This window comes from Ruania albidiflava DSM 18029, assembly GCF_000421225.1.
GTDB lineage: Bacteria > Actinomycetota > Actinomycetes > Actinomycetales > Beutenbergiaceae > Ruania > Ruania albidiflava.
On sequence record NZ_ATWL01000006.1, the window covers coordinates 121,638 to 139,947 of the forward strand.

Below are 18,310 nucleotides of genomic sequence, written 5' to 3' on the forward strand. Positions count from 1 at the left end.
GCACCGGTCGGCGGAGGAGAGAAGGAGAACACAGGTGAGTACCAGAACGATCAGAGGCACAGCCCGAGGGGTGATCGCGGGCACGCTGGGCGCCGCTCTGGCCACCACCGGCCTGGCGATCAGCGCCGGGCCCGCGGCGGCCACACCCGAGGAGGACACCTCGACCGCCACGGGCGCAGCACCGGCGGACGCGTCCGACTTCGAGGAGACGGTGCTGCTGGAGGAGGACTTCTCCAGCGGCGCACTGCCTGAGGACTGGCTGCCGGTGGTCGGTGACTGGGAGGTCGTCGACGGTCAGCTGCGCTCCACCAGCGGTGATGAGGCAGCCCGCATCGGCTTCGGCCCGCAGGCACCGGAGAACTTCCGGGTGGAAGTCAGCGCCGAGTTCGTCGAGGTGGAGAATCCAGCTCGTTGGCTCAGCGTCGGTCTGGACTACCACGCCGAGGAGCACTGGGGGGCTTGGGTAGGGTTGCGCAGCCAGACCTCTGCGGACAACGGTGTGGAGTTCGTGCAGCGTCCGCAGAGCGGGTCGAACGCGCTGAGCGCCTACCCAGGTCCGTTCGACATGGGCACCGGCCAGGCGCACGACCTGGTCTTCGAGGTGCACGGATCGTCGCTGGTGGCCAGCATCGACGGCGAGGAGATGCTGCGGACCGATGAGCTGCGCCGCACTGACGGCAGCTTCGGCTTCCGCTACAGCAGGTCGACCGTCGCCTTCGACGATGTCCGGATCACCGAGATCGCCCCGCAGGCCAGCGCACCGAGCGCTCCGCAGAACGTGCACCTGACCGAGGAGGCCGACGCGGCCACCATCACCTGGGACGCTCCTGCGGACCCGGGCATCGATGACCAGGGCCAGCCGGCGACGATCACCGGCTACGAAGTTGCCGCTGCCCCTGCGGGCACACCGAGCGACGAGCTGGTCTGGGGACCGGCCGCCGCGGAGAGCAGCCACACCTTCACCGACCTGCCCGGCGATGCCGAGCAGATGCTGCAGGTCCGGGCGACGAACAGCATCGGGCTGACCGGCGAGCAGGCTGCCGTGGTGACGATGCGGGGCGCGGAGACTGTCGGCGGGTACAAGCTCCAGCTGCAGAGCGGCCCGTGGCCGACCTCCCACGTCCAGGGCATCGCAGTGGACGAGGAGAACGGCTTCGTCTACTACTCGTTCACCACCCTGCTGGTGAAGACAGATCTGGCCGGGAACATCATCGGGACGGTCGGTGGTTTTACCGGGCACCTGGGCGACCTCGACTTCAACGCTGAGGACGGCCGCTTGTACGGCTCCTTGGAGTACAAGGACGCAGAAGCGTTCTACATCGCGATCTTCGACGTGGACGAGATCGACGAGGTCGGCATGGATGCCCAGAACTCCCCGATCGTCTCGACTGTGTACCTCGAAGAGGTGGTCGAGGACTACACCGCCGACATGGACGGCGACGGGGTCTTCGACGGTGACACTGGCGACACTGCCGATCACCGGTACGGAAGCTCTGGTATCGACGGTGTCGGGTTCGGCCCTGCATTCGGTGAGGTGGACGGGCCGCAGCTCCTGACCGTGGCCTACGGCATCTACTCCAACACCGAGCGGACCGACAACGATCACCAGGTCCTGCTGCAGTACGACATCAGCGACTGGACGGGGCTGGAGCGCCCGCTGGCCGAGTCCGACCCGCACCACAGCGGCCCGGACGCAGTCGACGGCAAGTACTTCGTGTTCACCGGCAACACCACCTACGGTGTGCAGAACCTCGAGTTCGACCCGTGGCTGGACCGGTGGTTCATGGGCGTGTACGTGGGCAAGAAGGACCAGTATCCGAACTACGAGCTGTTCGCAGTCGATGCCGAGTCGACGCCGAGCCTGGAGACGCTCACCGGTCTGGACGGTGAGCAGGGGCTGCTCCTGCCGCTGGCGGAGGACGGTCTGCTCGACGAGGCCACCGGAATCCGTGGCTGGTACGAGACCGCCTCGGTCGGTATCCAGTCGCTCGGTGACGGGCTGTACTACCTCAGTACGCAGACGAACGACGGCGGCCAGGGCTCGATCCTGACGCTGGAGACGTGGACCGGACATGCCGACGACCCGTTCGTGCCGGTGACGGCGGACTTCGACCCGGTCTCCCGCTGGGACGGTGCGGCCACCTACACCGCCGGGGACACCGTGGCGCACGCGCGATCGATCTGGCAGGCGTCCTGGTGGACCCGGGGCCAGGAGCCCGGCGACCCCTACGGGCCGTGGCAGGAGATCGTCACCACCTCGGACGGGACCGCAGTGTGGACTCCTTCGCGGATCTTCGATGCCGGTGACGTGGTGAGCCACGACGGCACCCGGTACGAGGCGCAGTGGTGGACCCGCAACCAGGAGCCGGGCGCCGCGCACGGTCCCTGGCGTGCGATCGACTGACCAGCCCACGGTGCTGGGTCCCCGACAGCGGCCGGGGACCCAGCACCTCTGACCAGCCAGCCGCACCCAGCTGACGACGCGCTCTGAAGGACACCTATCGATGTCTGCCCTGCTCGACCACGCCCTGACCACCGCCGACGAGACCAGGGCGATCGCTCTCGGTCCGGGTGCCGTGCACCGCACCGGAAGCATGTTCGCCGACCTGTTCCCCGGCCAACCAGCGCTGGTCGTCGCAGACGAGAACACCTTCGCCGTCGCCGGCGCAGCGGTCCTCGCCTCGCTCGAGCAAGCCGGTGTACCGCTGGCGGACGAACCGTTCATCTTCCCGGGAAGCCCCACGCTCTATGCCGACTACCCGAACGTGCAGGTGGTGCGGGAGCAGCTCGCGACACTGCCTGCAGCGGTGGCATGCTCGATTGCCTCCGGAACGCTCAACGACATCACCAAGCTGGCCTCCGGTGAGCTGGACCGGCCGTACCTGAACGTGTGCACAGCCGCCTCCGTGGATGGATACAGCGCATTCGGCGCCGCGATCACCGTCGATGGTTTCAAGATCACCCGCACCTGCCCGGCCCCTGCCGGGCTCGTGGCCGACCTGGACCACCTGGTCGCCGCACCGGCGCGGCTGACCGCCACCGGCTACGGCGATCTGCTGGAGAAGATCCCGGCGGGTGCGGACTGGTTGCTCGCCGACGCTCTGGGGGTCGAACCTGTGCACGAGGTCGCCTGGCAGCTGATCCAGCCGACCGTACGGGACGTGCTGGACCGGCCCGAGCAGATCGCAGCCGCCGAGCCGGAGGCGATCGAACAGATGGCGGAGTGCCACTTCCTCTCCGGTCTGGCGATGCAAGCGACCAAGTCCTCCCGGCCCGCATCCGGCGCCGGCCACCAGTTCTCGCACACGTGGGAGATGGAGGGGCACGGGCTGGACTGGGAACCACCGCTCTCGCACGGGTTCAAGGTGGGCATCGGTACGGTCGCATCGTGCGCCCTGTGGGAAGAGGCACTCGCGATGGACGTCGCCGCCCTCGATGCGGAGACGATCGTCGCTGACGCGCCGAGTGCCGAACAGGTGGAGGCCGCGGTACGAGCCACGCTGCCGGCGGCGATGGCCGACGAATGCGTGGCGCTCACCCTGGCCAAACGAGCGGAGGGCGATGCCCTGCGTGCCCGGGTCGCACGGATCCAGGAGGTCTGGCCGTCCCTGCGGGAGCGGTGCCGCGAGCAGCTGGTCTCCGCCCGTGGGGCCGCGACCATGCTGCAGCGGGCCGGCGCCCCGCACCATCCGGAGCAGATTGGCATCGGCATGGACCACTTCCGCCGAACCCATCTGGCAGCGCAGCGGATCCGCAGCCGCTACACCGTGCTCGATCTGCTCGCGGACCTGGGGATGCTCGAGGCGGTGGTCGACCGACTGTTCGCTCCGAGCGGGTTCTGGGGTCGACGCCCTTCGCCGGACACAGGCAGCTGAAACCAAGCCCTGTCCTGGCCCGGGTACAGGCAGGACAGCGGCACAGCGATCAGCCCCAGACCAGGCCGCGCTCCGGGTGCTCCATGATCACCGCGACGTCGTGCAGCACCCGGGAGCCGAGCTCACCGTCCACCAGCCGGTGGTCGAAGGAGAGCGCCAGCTGGGTGACCCAGCGCGGTTTCACCTTGCCCTTGTGCACCCACGGCCGCTGCGAGATCGCACCGAGCGCGAGGATGGCCGACTCCCCGGGGTTGAGGATCGGGGTGCCGGTGTCGATGCCGAAGATGCCGACGTTGGTGATCGTGACGGTCCCGTCGCTCATCGCCGCCGGCTGGGTCTTGCCGGCCCGGGCGGTGGCGGTCAGCTCGGCGATCTCCTGGGCGAGCTCGAGCATCGAGAGCCGGTGCGCGTCCTTGATGTTCGGCACCACCAGCCCGCGGGGGGTCGCCGCAGCGATGCCCAGGTTGATGTAGTGCTTGTAGACGATCTCCTGGGTCTCGTCGTCCCAGGACGCACTGATCATCGGGTGCCGCCGGATCGCCAGCGTCAGGGCCTTGGCCGCGATCAGCAGCGGGGTCACCCGCACGTCGGCAAAGTCCGGGTCGGACTTGAGCCGTTCGACCAGGCGCATGCTCTTGGTCACGTCCACGGTGACGAACTCGGTCACGTGCGGGGCGGTGAACGCCGAGGCCACCATCGCATCAGCGGTCCGCGCGCGCACGCTGCGCACCGGCACCCGGGTCTGCCGCCCGTCGGCCGAGACGGTGCCGCCGTCCAGCCAGGGCCGGTCGTCGTCAGCCTTCTTCACCAGCTTCTCCGGGGCGGACCGCTCCGCGGCGGCGAGCACGTCCGCGCGGGTGACGATCCCACCCGGTCCGGTCGCCGGCACCCGGCTCAGGTCGATGCCCAGGTCCTTGGCCAGCTTGCGCACCGGCGGTTTGGCCAGCACCCGCACGTCGACGGCGGGACTCGCCGGGGCCGGTTCACCCGCCTGGGCAGCAGCGTGGGCAGGCGGGGCGGGCGGCTCCGGGGACGGCGCCGCCTCAGCAGCAGCATCCGCTCCCACCTCGACACCCGCCTGCACGGCCTCGGTGGCTGGTGCGGTCGAGCCCGCACGGGCCGCTCCGGCGGCGCCGCCGGCCGGTGCACCGGCAGAAGACTGCCGCCGCGGCCGGCGCGTGGCCGCGGCACGGGAGGTGCCGTAGCCGACCAGCACGTCCCCGCTGCCCTCCGGCTCGGGCGACTGCACAGCGGCAGGAGGCTCCGCCGTCGACGACGTGGCCCCGACCTCGCCACTGCCACCGCCCTGCCCGCTGGGACCGCCGGTACCGTCGGTGTCGATCCGGATGATCGGGGTACCGACCTCGACGGTGTCCCCGCTGCCCACGAGCAGCTCGGTGACCACCCCGGCGTACGGGCTGGGCAGCTCGACCAGGCTCTTGGCGGTCTCGATCTCCACGATGTTCTGGTTCACCGTGATGGTCTCGCCCACGCTGACCAGCCACTCGACGATGTCGGCCTCGGTCAGGCCTTCACCCACATCGGGCAGGCGGAACTCGACGTGCTGCGGCATCAGGCACTCTCCTCGTGGTCGCTTCGCTCAGTGTGCCAGCACGTCGTCGACGGCGTGCAGCACCCGGTCCAGGTCCGGCAGGTACTCGTGCTCCAGCTTGGACACCGGGTAGGGCGCGTGGAACCCGCCCACGCGGGCCACCGGCGCCTCCAGGTGGTAGAAGCACTCCTGACTGATCCGGGCAGCGATCTCTGCGCCGGCACCGAAGAAGACCGGAGCCTCGTGCACCACCACCAGGCGGCCGGTGCGGTGGACCGAGTCGGCGATGGTGCCGAAGTCGATCGGGGAGATCGTGCGCAGGTCCAGCACCTCGAGGCTGTGCCCTTCCGCCTCCGCAGCGGTGGCGGCACGCAGGGCCGTGGCCACGCTCGGCCCGTAGGCGGCCACAGTGACGTCACTGCCCTGGCGCACGACGCGGGCCGTGTTCAGACCTGCCTGGCCACCGGCCACCTGGTCTGCAGCGGACACCTCGACGTCCGCCTTGTCCCAGTACCGGGCCTTCGGCTCCAGGAACAGCACCGGGTCCGGGCAGGCGATCGCCTGCTGGATCATGGTGAACGCATCCGCGGGGTTCGCGGGGCTGACCACCCGCAGGCCGGCGGTGTGCGCGAACAGTGCCTCGGGGGACTCTGAGTGGTGCTCCACGGCGCCGATGCCGCCACCGTAGGGCACCCGGATCACCACCGGCACCTGCACGGCACCGCGGGAGCGGTAGTGCAGCTTGGCCAGCTGGGTGGTGATCTGGTCGTAGGCGGGGAAGATGAACCCGTCGAACTGGATCTCGCACACCGGTCGGTAGCCGGCCACGGCGAGCCCGATGGCGGTGCCCACGATGCCGGACTCGGCCAGGGGGGTGTCCACCACCCGGTCGCCACCGAAGTCCTTCTGCAGACCGTCGGTGACCCGGAAGACGCCACCGAGGGCGCCGATGTCCTCCCCCATCAGCAGCACCTTGGGGTCGCGTTCCATCGCCCGCCGTAACCCGAGGTTGATCGCCTTGGCCATCGCGAGCCGCTGGGTGTCGGGCGCGGGGGTCGTGCTGGTGCTCATCGTGCCACCTCCTCGGTGAGGAACCCTTCGGAGTACTCGGTGAACCACTCCCGCTCGGTGCTGACCAGCGCGTTCTCGGTGGCGTAGACGTTCTCGAACATCCGGCTGGCCGGTGGTACCGGGATGGCCCGGCAGTAGCTGCGGACGTCCTCGCCGAGCTCGTCGGCCTCGGCGTCCAGGGCGGTGAAGAACTCCTCACCGGTGCCCTCGGCGCGCAGCAGCACCTCGAGCCGGTCGATCGGGTCGCGGCGGCGCCACACCTCCTCGTCCGCCTTGGTCCGGTAGCGGGTCGGGTCGTCGGAGGTGGTGTGCGCACCCATCCGGTAGGTCACTGCCTCGACGAAGGTGGGCCCGCCGCCGCTGCGGGCGCGTTCGAGCGCCTCGGTGGTCACCGCGTAGCAAGCGAGCACGTCGTTGCCATCCACCCGTACCGAGGGGATGCCGAAGCCGCGACCCCGGTGGAACAGCGGCACCCGGGACTGGCGCGTGGTGGGTTCGGAGATCGCCCAGTGGTTGTTCTGGCAGAAGAACACCACCGGCGAGTCGTTGACGGCGGCGAAGGTCAGTGCCTCGTTCAGGTCACCCTGAGCAGTGGCACCGTCGCCGAAGTAGGCGACCACGGCACGGTCCCGGTCCGGGTCGCCGGTGCCGACGTCGCCGTCGCGCTGGATGCCCATCGCGTACCCGGTGGCGTGCAGCGCGTGCGAGCCGATCACCAGGGTGTACAGGTGGAAGTTGTGCTCCGCCGGGTCCCAGCCGCCGTGGTCCTCACCGCGGAACTGGTGCAGCACCTTGCGCAGGTCCACACCGCGGGTCCAGGCCACACCGAGCTCTCGGTAGGACGGGAAGGCGTAGTCCTGACGCGCCAGGGCTCGGCCCGAGCCGATCTGGGCGGCTTCTTGACCTAGGCACGGGGGCCAGAGGCCGAGTTCCCCATGGCGCTGCAGGGACGTGGCCTCGGTGTCGAACCGTCGAACCAGGACCATGTCGCGGTAGAGACCTTCGAGCGCCGCGCGGTCGAGGTCCTCGATCCGCGGCGTGTAGGCCTCGTGGTACACGCGTTCGCCTTCGGGGGTGAGCAGCTGGATGAGGTCGTCATCCGTTTCTCCGACTGGGGGGATCGCCCCGGTGGTGTCGGTAGTGATCACACCGAACTCCTTCTGGTGGGGATGGCTTGCGCGGAAGCAACCTACGCCAGCGTAGGCTACGGAACCGTAAGTTGCCGCACAAGAGATGCCATCACTTCTGGGGTGGTCGTTTGTGGGAAACCTCCAACTCTGCGTCGATGAAGAGCGTCGAATGAGGCGCACTAGCGCGCTTCCAGGGTGACACCTTCGACAACTTCTCGCCACGGAACGCGCTCGGCGGGGCGCAGATCCGGACGGGGGCCGGGGTGCAGATCCGGACGGGGGCCGGGGTGCAGATCCGGCGGATGGCCGGACGCACATCCGAAGAGGGCCAGGGCGCACACCCGGACACGACCGGGACGAGAACAGCGAGCCCGACGGCAGCTCTGCCTTTGTGGCTCAAACTCAATCCGCTGCCCCGCCCGCACTCCGACCACCCTCTGACCGGCACGCGATGGGCGCGCTCACATTGGCACAATGCCAACGAAACACGACTCCGGAAGCGACGTTTCGCCGTCGTGATCGAATCGTGACCACCAAATCCTTGACTTCGAGGCTCGAACTCAAGGACAGTGGGGCTGCTCGCCAAGGAACGCATCATGCTTCGGCGAGATCACCACACCACCACCGCGGCACCTCGTGGTGGGCCGACAGATTGACGGAGCGAAGGAGCCCAGGATGCGCAAGTACCCATTCGTCGCGCTCGGCATGGCGGGGATGCTCGCCCTGTCCGCGTGCGCGGGCGAAGGTGCCGGCAGCAGTGCAGAGGACCCGGCCGGAGAGAGCCAGGCACCCGAGGACGTGCTCGTCGGGGTCTCGATGCCGACCCAGACCTCGGAGCGATGGATCGCCGACGGCGACGCCGTCCAGTCCGGTCTGGAAGACGCCGGATACACCGTGGACCTGCAGTTCGCGAACGACGACATCCCCACCCAGTCGCGGCAGATCGACCAGATGATCACCAGCGGGGCCGACCTGCTGATCATCGCCTCGATCGACGGCACCGCGCTGTCCAGCCAGCTGGACGCTGCCGCAGCCGCGGACATCCCGGTCATCTCCTACGACCGGCTGATCCGCGACAGCGAGCACGTGGACTTCTACGTCACGTTCGACAACTACCAGGTGGGCGTCGCCCAGGCCACCTCCGTGCTGCACGGCCTCGGCCTGGTCGACGAGGCGGGCGAACCTGCCGAGGACGCCCCCGAGGGCCCGTTCACCATCGAGCTGTTCGCCGGGTCGCTGGACGACAACAACGCCCACTTCTTCTGGCAGGGCGCGATGGAGACGCTGCAGCCGTACTTCGACGACGGCACGCTGGAGGTCCCGTCCGGGCAGATGGACATCGAGCAGGCGGCGATCCTGCGCTGGTCCCAGGAGACCGCTCAGGAGCGGATGGAGAACCTGCTCACCTCCGCCTACAGCGACGGCACCGAGCTGGACGCTGTGCTCTCCCCGTTCGACGGCATCTCCCGTGGCGTGATCACCGCGCTGCAGAACGACGGCATGGGCCCGACCATCGAGGAGGGACTGCCGGTCATCTCCGGGCAGGACGCCGAGATCGCCTCGGTGCACCTGATCGACGAGGGAGTGCAGTACTCCACGATCTTCAAGGACACCCGCAAGCTGGCCGACCAGGCCGTGGTGACCGCGCAGGCCTTCCTCTCCGGCGAGGAGCCCGAGGCCAACGACACCGAGACCTACGACAACGGTGTGAAGGTGGTGCCCTCCTACCTGCTGGAGATCGACACCGTCTATGCGGACAACATCCAGGAGCTCCTCGTGGACTCCGGCTACTGGACCGCTGAAGAGGTCGAGTCCGGCGTCTCGGACTCGGAGTAGTCAGTGGCGGGGTGTGCTGCCGGCGGGAGGCACACCCCGTCCCTGCCCGATCAACGGAGGATTCATGAGCGAGCCCATCCTCGAGATGCGCAACATCACCAAGGCCTTCCCCGGGGTCAAGGCGCTGCAGGATGTGGACCTGAGCGTCCAGCCCGGAGAGATCCACGCGATCTGCGGTGAGAACGGCGCAGGCAAGTCCACCCTGATGAAGGTGCTCTCCGGCGTCTATCCGCACGGCAGCTATGCCGGCGAGATCGTCTTCGACGGCCGGCCGATGTCGTTCGGCTCCATCAACGACAGCGAGGCCGAAGGCATCGTCATCATCCACCAGGAGCTGGCACTCATCCCGCACCTGAGCGTGGCGGAGAACATCTTCCTCGGCAACGAGCGCCGTGGCACCGGCCGGTTCATCGACTGGAACAGGGCGAACGCCGAGGCCGCCGGGCTGCTCGCGCAGGTGGGCCTGCAGGAGAACCCGGTGACCCCGATCAACCAGCTCGGTGTCGGCAAGCAGCAGCTCATCGAGATCGCCAAGGCACTGTCGAAGGACGTGCGCCTGCTCATCCTGGACGAGCCGACCGCGGCCCTGAACGACAACGACTCCGAGCACCTGCTCGGTCTGATCCGGGAGCTGCAGGGCCGGGGCATCACCTCGATCCTGATCTCCCACAAGCTCGGTGAGATCGCCGACATCGCCGACCGGACCACGATCATCCGGGACGGGCAGACGATCGAGACCATCGACATGTCCGACCCCACATCCACCCAGGACCGGATCATCCGCGGCATGGTCGGACGCGACCTGTCGCACCGGTTCCCCGAGCGCACACCGCAGATCGGCGACGAGGTGCTCCGGGTGGAGGACTGGACCGTCTACCACCCCACCCAGGTGGGCCGGGTGATGGTCGACTCGGTGAACGTGAACGTGCGTGCCGGTGAGGTGGTCGGCATCGCCGGCCTGATGGGCGCCGGGCGCACCGAGTTCGCGATGAGCCTGTTCGGGCGCACCTACGGCAGGGAGATCACCGGTCGGGTGCTGATGCACGGCCGGGAGGTCTCCACGGCGACCGTCTCCGATGCGATCCGGGCCGGCATCGCCTACGCCACCGAGGACCGCAAGTACTACGGGTTGAACCTCATCGAGGACATCCGCCGGAACATCTCCGCAGCCGGTCTGCGTCAGCTGTCCTCCCGGGGGTGGGTGAACGGCAACGAGGAGCTCCGGGTCGCTGAGGAGTACCGGGCGAGCCTGAACATCAAGGCACCGAACGTGCTCACCCCGGTCGGTCAGCTCTCCGGTGGGAACCAGCAGAAGGTCGTGCTGAGCAAGTGGATCTACACCGACCCCGAGGTGCTCATCCTCGACGAGCCGACCCGCGGTATCGACGTGGGTGCCAAGTACGAGATCTACACGATCGTGAACCGGATGGTCGCCGACGGCAAGGCGGTGCTGATCATCTCCTCCGAGCTGCCCGAGCTGCTCGGGGTCTGCGACCGGATCTACACCCTCGCCTCCGGCCGGATCACCGGTGAGCTGACCGCTGCCGAGGCCACCCAGGAAGACCTCATGCACCTCATGACCACTGAAAAGGAGCTCGTGTCATGACCGGAATCGCCAACGTGTGGGAGCTCGCCACCCGCAACATGCGCCAGAGCGGGATCGCGGTGGCCTTCGTGGCGATCGTGGCGCTGTTCTCGGTGCTGAACTCCAACTTCCTCTCCCCGGGGAACATCACCAACATCGTGCTGCAGTACTCCTACATCCTGATCCTGGCGATCGGGATGGTGCTGGTGATCATCGGTGGGCACATCGACCTGTCCGTCGGCTCGTTGGTAGCGCTCACCGGGGCGGTGGCCGCGGTCGTGGTGATCAAGGGCGGCCAACCGTGGTGGGTCGGGGTGCTCGCCGCGATCGGCGTGGGGCTCCTCGCCGGTGCCTGGCAGGGGTTCTGGGTGGCCTACGTGGGCATCCCGGCGTTCATCGTGACGCTGGCCGGCATGCTGCTGTTCCGCGGCCTGACCTGGGTGGTGCTGGACTCCATCTCGCTGTCCCCCTTCGGCGGCACCTACTACCAGATCGCCAACGGCTTCCAGAACGGGCTGCTCGGCGGGATGGGCTTCGACGTGTTCACCCTGGTGATCTTCGCGATCGCGGTGGTCGGCTACGCGGTGATGCAGTGGCGCTCCCGGATGGCCAAGCTGCGCTACCAGCAGGTGGTGGAGTCCCTCCCTCTGTTCGTGGTCAAGATCGTGATCGTCGCCGCGATCGTGATGTGGTTCGCCTGGCAGCTGGCGCACAGCCGCGGCCTGCCGAACGTGCTGATCCTGCTGGCGATCCTGATCATCGGCTACAGCGTGATCGCACAGCGGTCGGTGTTCGGCCGGCACATCTACGCCATCGGCGGCAACCTGCACGCGGCCCAGCTCTCCGGGGTGAAGGTGAAGACGGTGAACTTCTGGGTGATGGCGAACATGGGCTTCCTGTCCGCCGTGGCCGGCATCGTCTACTCCTCCCGGATGAACGGCGCCCAGCCGGGAGCCGGGAACATGTTCGAGCTGGACGCGATCGCCGCCTGCTTCATCGGCGGGGCAGCGGTCACCGGCGGGGTCGGCCGGGTCACCGGGGCGATGATCGGTGGCCTGATCATGGCGGTGATGAGCAACGGCATGCAGCTGATGGGTGTGGACCAGTCCGTGCAGCAGGTGGTCAAGGGCCTGGTGCTGCTGCTGGCCGTGGCCTTCGATGTGTACAACAAGAAGCGCGCCGGCGTCGCCCGCTGAGCGCCGCTGCCACAGGTGGCCCAGCACCACCTGGTGCCCGCCCACCGACACCGGTCGAGGGTCGACCGGTGCGGTGGGCCGTACCCTCGTCCCGGCTAGACTCCAGCCGTGAGCCGCCTGACCGCGGGATCCCAGTCCTCGCTGCGTGAAGCCAACAAGGGCCTGCTCGTCGACACGATCAAGCAGTTCGGCGGACTCACCCAGGTGGAGCTCGCCGATGCCACCGGACTGTCCGCGGCCACGGTGTCCACACTGGTCAAGCAGCTCACCGAGAGCCGGCTGGTCGAGGTCCGGCCCACCTCGCGCAGCGGGCGCCGCGCCCAGCTGGTCACCCTGGCCCGCGCCACCGGTCTGGCCGCCGGGGTACACGTGGGCCACCGCTCGCTGCGGGTGCTGCTCAGTGACTTCAACCGGGAGATCGTGGCCGAGCAGAGCATGCCGCTGCCCCGGGAGCACCCGATGGACACCGTGCTGGACCGGGTGGCGCTGCTGATCGTGGACATGCTGGAGCTGGTCGCCTCCAGCCTGGACGAGCTGGCCGGAATCGCGCTCGGGCTGCCCGCCCCGGTGGACGTCTCCACCGGGATGCTCTCGGTGCGGGGCGTGCTCCCGGGCTGGGACTCCGAGCACATCGGTGAGGTGATGGGCAAACGGCTCGGCCGACCGGTGTACGTGGAGAACGACGCGAACCTCGGCGCCCTGGCGCAGATGACCTTCGGCGCCACCCACCCGTATGCGGACAGCGTCTACGTGCGCGCCTCCTACGGCACCGGTGCCGGGGTGATCCTGGGTGGGCGGCTGCACCGCGGGTTCGGCGGCACCGCTGGAGAGATCGGGCACGTGCAGGTGGACCCGTACGGACACATCTGCCGGTGCGGGCGGCGCGGCTGCCTGGACACGGTGGTCGGCGCCGAGGCGCTGCTGGCCTCGCTGCAGACCAGCCACGGTCCGCTCACCCTGCGGGACGTGATCACCCGGGCCGTCGACGGCGACCCCGGCTGCAGCCGGGTGCTGGCCGACGCGGGCCGTACGATCGGCCGGGTGGTGGCCGGGGTGTGCCAGGCGGTCAACCCGCAGGCAGTGTGCGTGGGCGGTGAGCTGGCCGACGCCGGATCCGTTTTTCTGGCACCCTTGGCCGAAGCAGTGCAGGAGCACATCCTGCCCAACCGGGTGGCCCCGATGGAGGTGCTCGCCTCCCCGTTGCGCGGGGACGAGGTGGCCAAGGGCGCCCTCGTCCAGGTGCTCGACTCCACAGACCTCTTCGCTCAAGGTGGTGACGGACAATGACGAACCGACCACTGACCCACCCTGCGCACCCGCCGGCAGCCCTACCGCCACCGTGCCCGCCGTCTCCGCCGGGCCAGCCGCCGCTGCCTCGCACACCGGTGCTCTGCCTGCAGGGCATCACCAAGCGGTTCGGGGCGGTGGAGGCGCTGCTGGACGTGTCCGTGCAGGTGCACGAGGGTGAGGTCGTCGGGCTCGTCGGAGACAACGCCGCCGGCAAGTCCACGCTGGCGAAGGTGATCGCCGGTGCGCTGCAGCCGGACACCGGCCTGATCGAGCTGGGCGGCGAACCGGTGCAGATCGGCTCCCCCTCGAGTGCGCACGCCCTGGGCATCGCCACCGTGTTTCAGGACCTGGCGCTGTGCGAGAACCTGGACGTCACCGCCAACCTGTTCCTCGGCCGCGAGCTGAAGCGCAGCGGACTGATGCACGACGGACAGATGGAGGCGCACACCCGCTCGGTGCTGCACGACCTGCGCGCGAACATCCCGTCCATCCACACACCGCTGAACCAGCTCTCCGCCGGCCAGCGCCAGGCCGTGGCGATCGCCCGGACGCTGATCGGCCGACCCCGGCTGGTGGTGCTGGACGAACCGACGTCCTCGCTCTCCGTGGCACAGACCGCGGAGGTGCTCACCCACATCGAACGCCTCCGGGACCTGGGCCTCGGCGTGATCTTCATCAGTCACAACCTCACCGACGTCCGTGCCGTCGCCGACCGGATCGAGGTGCTGCGGCACGGGCAGAACAACGGCACGTTCGGCCCGGATGCGGCACAGAGCGACCTGATCGGCGCGATCACCGGTGCCACCAGGTTCGGCGGACTGGGAGGATGAGACGATAGGGCGATGCGCTTCGTCATCAAGGTCCTGATCAACGGGATCGCCCTGTGGCTGACCTCGTTGTGGGTCAGCGGCGTGGACTTCATCACCGACCACGACCTGACCACGAGCCCGGTGCTGAACACGGTGATCGTGGTGGCGATCGTCGCGGCGGTCTTCACCCTGGTGAACGCCATCGTCAAGCCGATCGTGAAGGTCGTCTCGTTCCTGTTCTACATCCTCACCCTGGGCCTGTTCTTCCTGGTGGTGAATGCGCTGATGCTGATGCTGACCAGCTGGATCACCGGCTTCACCGACTACGGGCTGCGGGTGGACGGGTTCTGGACGGCGGTGCTCGCCGCGCTGATCATCTCGATCATCTCGCTGATCCTCACCGTCATCCTGCCGGACGGGAGGCGGCGCGAGCACTCCCGCCGCTGACGCCGCCGACGGCTGCTGACCACTGGCGGCGGTGGCGCCCTCACCACTCCTCCCGCCGGAGCACGTAGTAGTACGTCTCCACAGTGGCGGTGTCACCGGCGAGCACGTCCGCTGACTGCGCCCGCCAGGAGGTGATCGGCCCCTGGTCGGAGCTGTCGATCATCTCGGCCGTGCGCTGGTAGGCGGGCAGGTCGTGCGCCTGGGTCACGGAGACCACCCCGGCGTCCTCCGGGTCGTCGGAGGCGGCGATGTCGCGGCGCACGGTGGTCCGGTTCGGCTCCACCGGGTTGGCCTCGTTCTCCAGCCCGGGGGTCAGGTCCCCCTCGTGCTCCACGTTCAGCGTGGCCGCTCCTTCCGGGGTGCGCATGTGCCCGACCGGTCCGCCGAACGTGACGACCGAGCGGACGTCGTAGCTCCGGCGCACCACCGGGCTGTTCGCCACCGCCATCGCCACCATCGCGCCCTGGGAGTGCCCGGCGAGCAGCACCGGCTCACCTGCCCCCACCCCTGCCGCGCCGAGCGCCGCGATCACCCCGTTCTGCACCGGGTTCTCCTGACCGGTGAACACCTGGAGGTTGGTCGCCCAGTCCTGCGGCACCTCGTTGGCGACCGCCGCGCCGAAGGGTCCACCGGTGTCCGGATCCCCCAGCTCCCGCTGCGTCTGGGTGCCAGGGATGTACACCTGCCAGAACACCTCACCGTTGGCTCCGGTCACCCGGTCCAGCCGGATCGTCCCGGCCGGCACACCCGCCCCGTAGTAGAGGTCGGAGATCCCAGCGTTCAGGTCGCCGACGTCCGCTGCGCCATGGGCGTTCACCGGCCCGGACCGGACTCCGGCCAGGTCGTAGCCGCGCCACATCCGCTCCAGCTGCACCCCGGTCGGGGTGAACCCTCGCTGCACGGTGATGTTGCCCGTGACGATGGCGCTGGTCACCGTCGCGAGGAGCTGGATCCGGTCCTCAGCCATCGGCGCCCAGTCCGGGTAGAGCGGTCCCCCGGTGAAGGTCCAGGACATCTCCTCCAGGAAGTAGCCGAACTGCGGGTCGCTCGGCGTCCACTGACCGCGCACCAGCATGTTCAGGCCGGTCAGGTTGGCCACGACGAGCGTTCTGTACGGATCGGGCACGAACCACCGCGCAAGACCCGGCATCTGCAGCACGAACCTGTTCCGGGCCGCTGCCTCCGCCTCGGCATAGGCCTCAGCGGCCGCCCGGAGCCGGTCGACCACGTCGTCGGCCTGCCTGCTGGCGTCCAGCACCGCCGACTGTGCCACCCGGCAGGCCAGCTGCGCCTGCCGCCCGGAGGTGGGTGCCCAGCTCGTGGAGGCCGCCACGGCCTGCCGTGCCACGGCGACCCGCCCGGCGGCGTCCCGCAGCGCGTCACCCACCCCCTCCAGGAGTGCGGCCAGATAGGTGAGCTCACCGGTGTCGGCGTCGATCGAGGAGCCGATCACCTGCAGCTGGCTGTCGTCGTAGGCGGGCCGGCCGTGCCCCACCGGACCGTCGGGGACCGGTGCGATGCCCCGGCTCACCGCGGCACCTGGTCACCGTGGAGCAGGGCCTGCCGCACGTACTCCAGCTCGGCGGCGTGCTGCTGGGCGGCCGCGACCGCCAGGTCGATCTGGTCAGCGGCACGGCGAGCACCGGCGACCAGCTCGCGCACCCGCTGCCGGTACTGCTCGGCCGACGGCGCACGCCAGTGCTCCGGGGAGAGGGTGGCGGCACGGGACGCGCTGCCACGTACGTCCTGGGCGGCAGCCAGCAGCGTGGCTACACCGGGCCCCGCACCGGGCATCGGTGCTGGCAGACCATGCATCGTCATCCTCCTTGCTCGTCCTCACCTCGACCCCGCTCACGCTAGGAACCTCGCCACCGGCAGGCGCCCGGCGCCGGGGCGGGGTGTGGACAACGCGGCATCACAGCGGCTCTGGGCTCTGGGCTCTGGGCTCTGGGATGATGGAGCCATGGAGCATGCCGTCTCGCTGGCCACCCTCACCCCGCCGATCGCCCTCGGCCCGCTGGACGGGCGCTACCGCACTGTGGTGGCCCCCCTGGTGGACCACCTGTCCGAGGCTGCACTGAACCGCGCCCGGCTGCACGTGGAGGTGGAGTGGCTGATCCACCTGACCACCCAGCGTGTGCTGCCCGGCGCCCCGGAGCTGTCCGAGCAGGAGACCGGCTACCTGCGCCAGGTGGTGCGCACCTTCGGTGCCGACGAGATCGCGGAGCTGGCCGCGATCGAGGCGGAGACCCGGCACGACGTCAAGGCCGTGGAGTACTTCCTCAAGCGGCGTCTGGCCGCCGCACCGCAGGTGCTCGGCCCGGACACGGTGCTGCCCCAGGTGACCGAGATCGTGCACATCTTCTGCACCAGCGAGGACATCAACAACCTGAGCTATGCCACCACGGTGCGCGACGCCGTCGAGCAGGTGTGGTTGCCGGCGGCGACAGCAGCGGCTGACGCCGTGGCCGACCTGGCCCGGGAGCACGCCGACGTACCGATGCTCGCCCGCACCCACGGGCAGCCGGCCACCCCGGTGACCCTGGGCAAGGAGCTCGCGGTGCTCGCGCACCGGCTGCGCCGGCAGCTGCGCCGGATCACCGCCGCCGAGTACCTGGGCAAGATCAACGGTGCCACCGGCACCTACGGGGCGCACAGCATCTCGGTGCCCGGCGTCGACTGGCAGCAGGTGGCGCGCAGCTTCGTGGAGCACCTGGGCCTGGTCTGGAACCCGCTGACCACCCAGATCGAGAGCCACGACTGGCAGGCGGAGGTGTACGCGGACGTCGCCCGGTTCAACCGGGTGCTGCACAACCTGACGACCGACGTGTGGACCTACATCTCGCTGGGCTACTTCACCCAGCGCCTGTCCGCCCAGGGCTCGACCGGTTCGTCCACGATGCCGCACAAGGTGAACCCGATCCGGTTCGAGAACGCGGAGGCGAACCTGGAGGTCTCCTGCGCGCTGCTGGACAGCCTGGCCAGCACGTTGGTGACCTCCCGGCTGCAGCGGGACCTGACTGACTCCACCACCCAGCGCAACATCGGGGTGGCGCTGGGTCACTCGCTGCTCGCCCTGGACAACGTGCGCCGCGGGCTGGCCGGCCTGGACGTGGACACCGAGGCGATGGCCCGCGACCTGGATGCGAACTGGGAGGTGCTCGGCGAGGCGGTGCAGTCGGCGATGCGCGCTGCCGGGATCGCGGGCGTGACCGGGATGGCCGACCCGTACGAGCGGCTCAAGGAGCTCACCCGTGGCCGGCGGGTGGACGCTACGGCGATGCGGGAGTTCATCTCCGACCTGGGGCTCCCGCAGGAGGTGGCCGCGCGGCTGCTGGCGCTGACCCCGGGCGACTACGTGGGTCTGGCCCCGGAGCTGGTGCGGCACCTGGACTGACTGCCCGGCCCCTGCCACACCCGCCCGGCCACATCCCCCCGCTGCACACCCGTCTGCGGCACGGGTGGCCTGCTGCGGTCGGGCAGGGAGCCGTGCAGGTGCCGAGAGGTCGTGCAGGCACC

14 protein-coding genes are annotated in these 18,310 nt (G+C 69.3%); 9 read left to right on the forward strand and 5 right to left on the reverse strand.

Going from position 1 to position 18,310, the window contains the following annotated elements; translation table 11 throughout:
* Positions 1-34: 34 nt before the first annotated feature.
* Complete coding sequence (locus tag K338_RS25980) at positions 35-2,404, forward strand: carbohydrate-binding protein (protein ID WP_211218209.1); 2,370 nt, start codon at positions 35-37, stop codon at positions 2,402-2,404.
* A 100-nt stretch (positions 2,405-2,504) separates the two neighbouring features.
* A complete protein-coding gene (locus K338_RS0109160; protein WP_022917876.1) occupies positions 2,505-3,875 on the forward strand; it encodes a sn-glycerol-1-phosphate dehydrogenase in 1,371 nt (456 codons plus the stop codon).
* A gap of 49 nt (positions 3,876-3,924) precedes the next feature.
* Here the strand turns inward: K338_RS0109160 and K338_RS0109165 are convergent, their stop codons facing one another.
* Genes K338_RS0109165 through pdhA form a run of 3 tightly spaced genes read right to left on the reverse strand, consistent with a single transcriptional unit; the run spans position 3,925 to position 7,643 of the window.
* Complete coding sequence (locus K338_RS0109165; RefSeq protein WP_022917877.1) at positions 3,925-5,448, reverse strand: dihydrolipoamide acetyltransferase family protein; 1,524 nt, start codon at positions 5,446-5,448, stop codon at positions 3,925-3,927.
* 27 nt (positions 5,449-5,475) lie between these two features.
* Positions 5,476-6,498 carry an alpha-ketoacid dehydrogenase subunit beta gene (locus K338_RS0109170; protein ID WP_022917878.1) on the reverse strand — a complete coding sequence of 341 codons (1,023 nt, stop codon included), beginning with the start codon at positions 6,496-6,498 and terminating at the stop codon, positions 5,476-5,478.
* Entirely contained in the window at positions 6,495-7,643 is a 1,149-nt protein-coding gene (gene pdhA, locus K338_RS21575; protein ID WP_051154742.1) for a pyruvate dehydrogenase (acetyl-transferring) E1 component subunit alpha, read from the reverse strand. The genes K338_RS0109170 and pdhA overlap by 4 nt, the downstream gene beginning before the upstream one ends.
* 660 nt (positions 7,644-8,303) lie before the next feature.
* Here pdhA and chvE point away from each other — a divergent pair.
* The 6 genes from chvE (at position 8,304) to K338_RS0109205 (ending at position 14,791) form a co-directional block, all read left to right on the forward strand.
* Complete coding sequence (chvE, locus tag K338_RS0109180) at positions 8,304-9,464, forward strand: multiple monosaccharide ABC transporter substrate-binding protein (RefSeq protein ID WP_022917880.1); 1,161 nt, start codon at positions 8,304-8,306, stop codon at positions 9,462-9,464.
* 64 nt (positions 9,465-9,528) lie between these two features.
* Positions 9,529-11,070, forward strand: coding sequence for a multiple monosaccharide ABC transporter ATP-binding protein (gene mmsA, locus K338_RS0109185; RefSeq protein WP_022917881.1), 1,542 nt, complete (start codon positions 9,529-9,531; stop codon positions 11,068-11,070).
* The gene (gene mmsB, locus K338_RS0109190; protein WP_022917882.1) at positions 11,067-12,245 is read left to right on the forward strand and encodes a multiple monosaccharide ABC transporter permease; all 1,179 of its coding nucleotides are present in this window, start codon (positions 11,067-11,069) and stop codon (positions 12,243-12,245) included. The genes mmsA and mmsB overlap by 4 nt, the downstream gene beginning before the upstream one ends.
* A gap of 108 nt (positions 12,246-12,353) precedes the next feature.
* A complete protein-coding gene (locus K338_RS0109195; protein WP_022917883.1) occupies positions 12,354-13,532 on the forward strand; it encodes an ROK family transcriptional regulator in 1,179 nt (392 codons plus the stop codon).
* Positions 13,529-14,365: an ATP-binding cassette domain-containing protein gene (locus K338_RS21580; protein ID WP_022917884.1), complete on the forward strand. Its 837-nt coding sequence runs from the start codon at positions 13,529-13,531 to the stop codon at positions 14,363-14,365. Before K338_RS0109195 ends, K338_RS21580 begins: the two co-directional genes overlap by 4 nt.
* A 12-nt stretch (positions 14,366-14,377) precedes the next feature.
* The gene (locus K338_RS0109205; RefSeq protein ID WP_022917885.1) at positions 14,378-14,791 is read left to right on the forward strand and encodes a phage holin family protein; all 414 of its coding nucleotides are present in this window, start codon (positions 14,378-14,380) and stop codon (positions 14,789-14,791) included.
* A 40-nt stretch (positions 14,792-14,831) separates the two neighbouring features.
* On the opposite strand, the gene K338_RS0109210 is transcribed toward K338_RS0109205, so the two are convergent.
* The gene (locus K338_RS0109210) at positions 14,832-16,322 is read right to left on the reverse strand and encodes a hypothetical protein (protein WP_022917886.1); all 1,491 of its coding nucleotides are present in this window, start codon (positions 16,320-16,322) and stop codon (positions 14,832-14,834) included.
* A complete protein-coding gene (locus tag K338_RS0109215) occupies positions 16,319-16,606 on the reverse strand; it encodes a hypothetical protein (protein WP_157612331.1) in 288 nt (95 codons plus the stop codon). Before K338_RS0109215 ends, K338_RS0109210 begins: the two co-directional genes overlap by 4 nt.
* A gap of 148 nt (positions 16,607-16,754) precedes the next feature.
* Between K338_RS0109215 and purB the strand changes: the two genes are divergently transcribed.
* On the forward strand, positions 16,755-18,188 hold the full coding sequence (gene purB / locus K338_RS0109220; protein ID WP_022917888.1) for an adenylosuccinate lyase: 1,434 nt from the start codon (positions 16,755-16,757) through the stop codon (positions 18,186-18,188).
* Positions 18,189-18,310 lie beyond the last annotated feature (122 nt).

Coding starts and splice junctions, on each gene's coding strand:
- K338_RS0109160 (WP_022917876.1), top strand. CDS start 2,505: ATGTCTGCCCTGCTCGACCACGCCCTGACCACCGCCGACGAGACCAGG.
- K338_RS0109165 (WP_022917877.1), bottom strand. CDS start 5,448: ATGCCGCAGCACGTCGAGTTCCGCCTGCCCGATGTGGGTGAAGGCCTG.
- K338_RS0109170 (WP_022917878.1), bottom strand. CDS start 6,498: ATGAGCACCAGCACGACCCCCGCGCCCGACACCCAGCGGCTCGCGATG.
- chvE (WP_022917880.1), top strand. CDS start 8,304: ATGCGCAAGTACCCATTCGTCGCGCTCGGCATGGCGGGGATGCTCGCC.
- mmsA (WP_022917881.1), top strand. CDS start 9,529: ATGAGCGAGCCCATCCTCGAGATGCGCAACATCACCAAGGCCTTCCCC.
- mmsB (WP_022917882.1), top strand. CDS start 11,067: ATGACCGGAATCGCCAACGTGTGGGAGCTCGCCACCCGCAACATGCGC.
- K338_RS21580 (WP_022917884.1), top strand. CDS start 13,529: ATGACGAACCGACCACTGACCCACCCTGCGCACCCGCCGGCAGCCCTA.
- K338_RS0109205 (WP_022917885.1), top strand. CDS start 14,378: ATGCGCTTCGTCATCAAGGTCCTGATCAACGGGATCGCCCTGTGGCTG.
- K338_RS0109215 (WP_157612331.1), bottom strand. CDS start 16,606: ATGCATGGTCTGCCAGCACCGATGCCCGGTGCGGGGCCCGGTGTAGCC.
- purB (WP_022917888.1), top strand. CDS start 16,755: ATGGAGCATGCCGTCTCGCTGGCCACCCTCACCCCGCCGATCGCCCTC.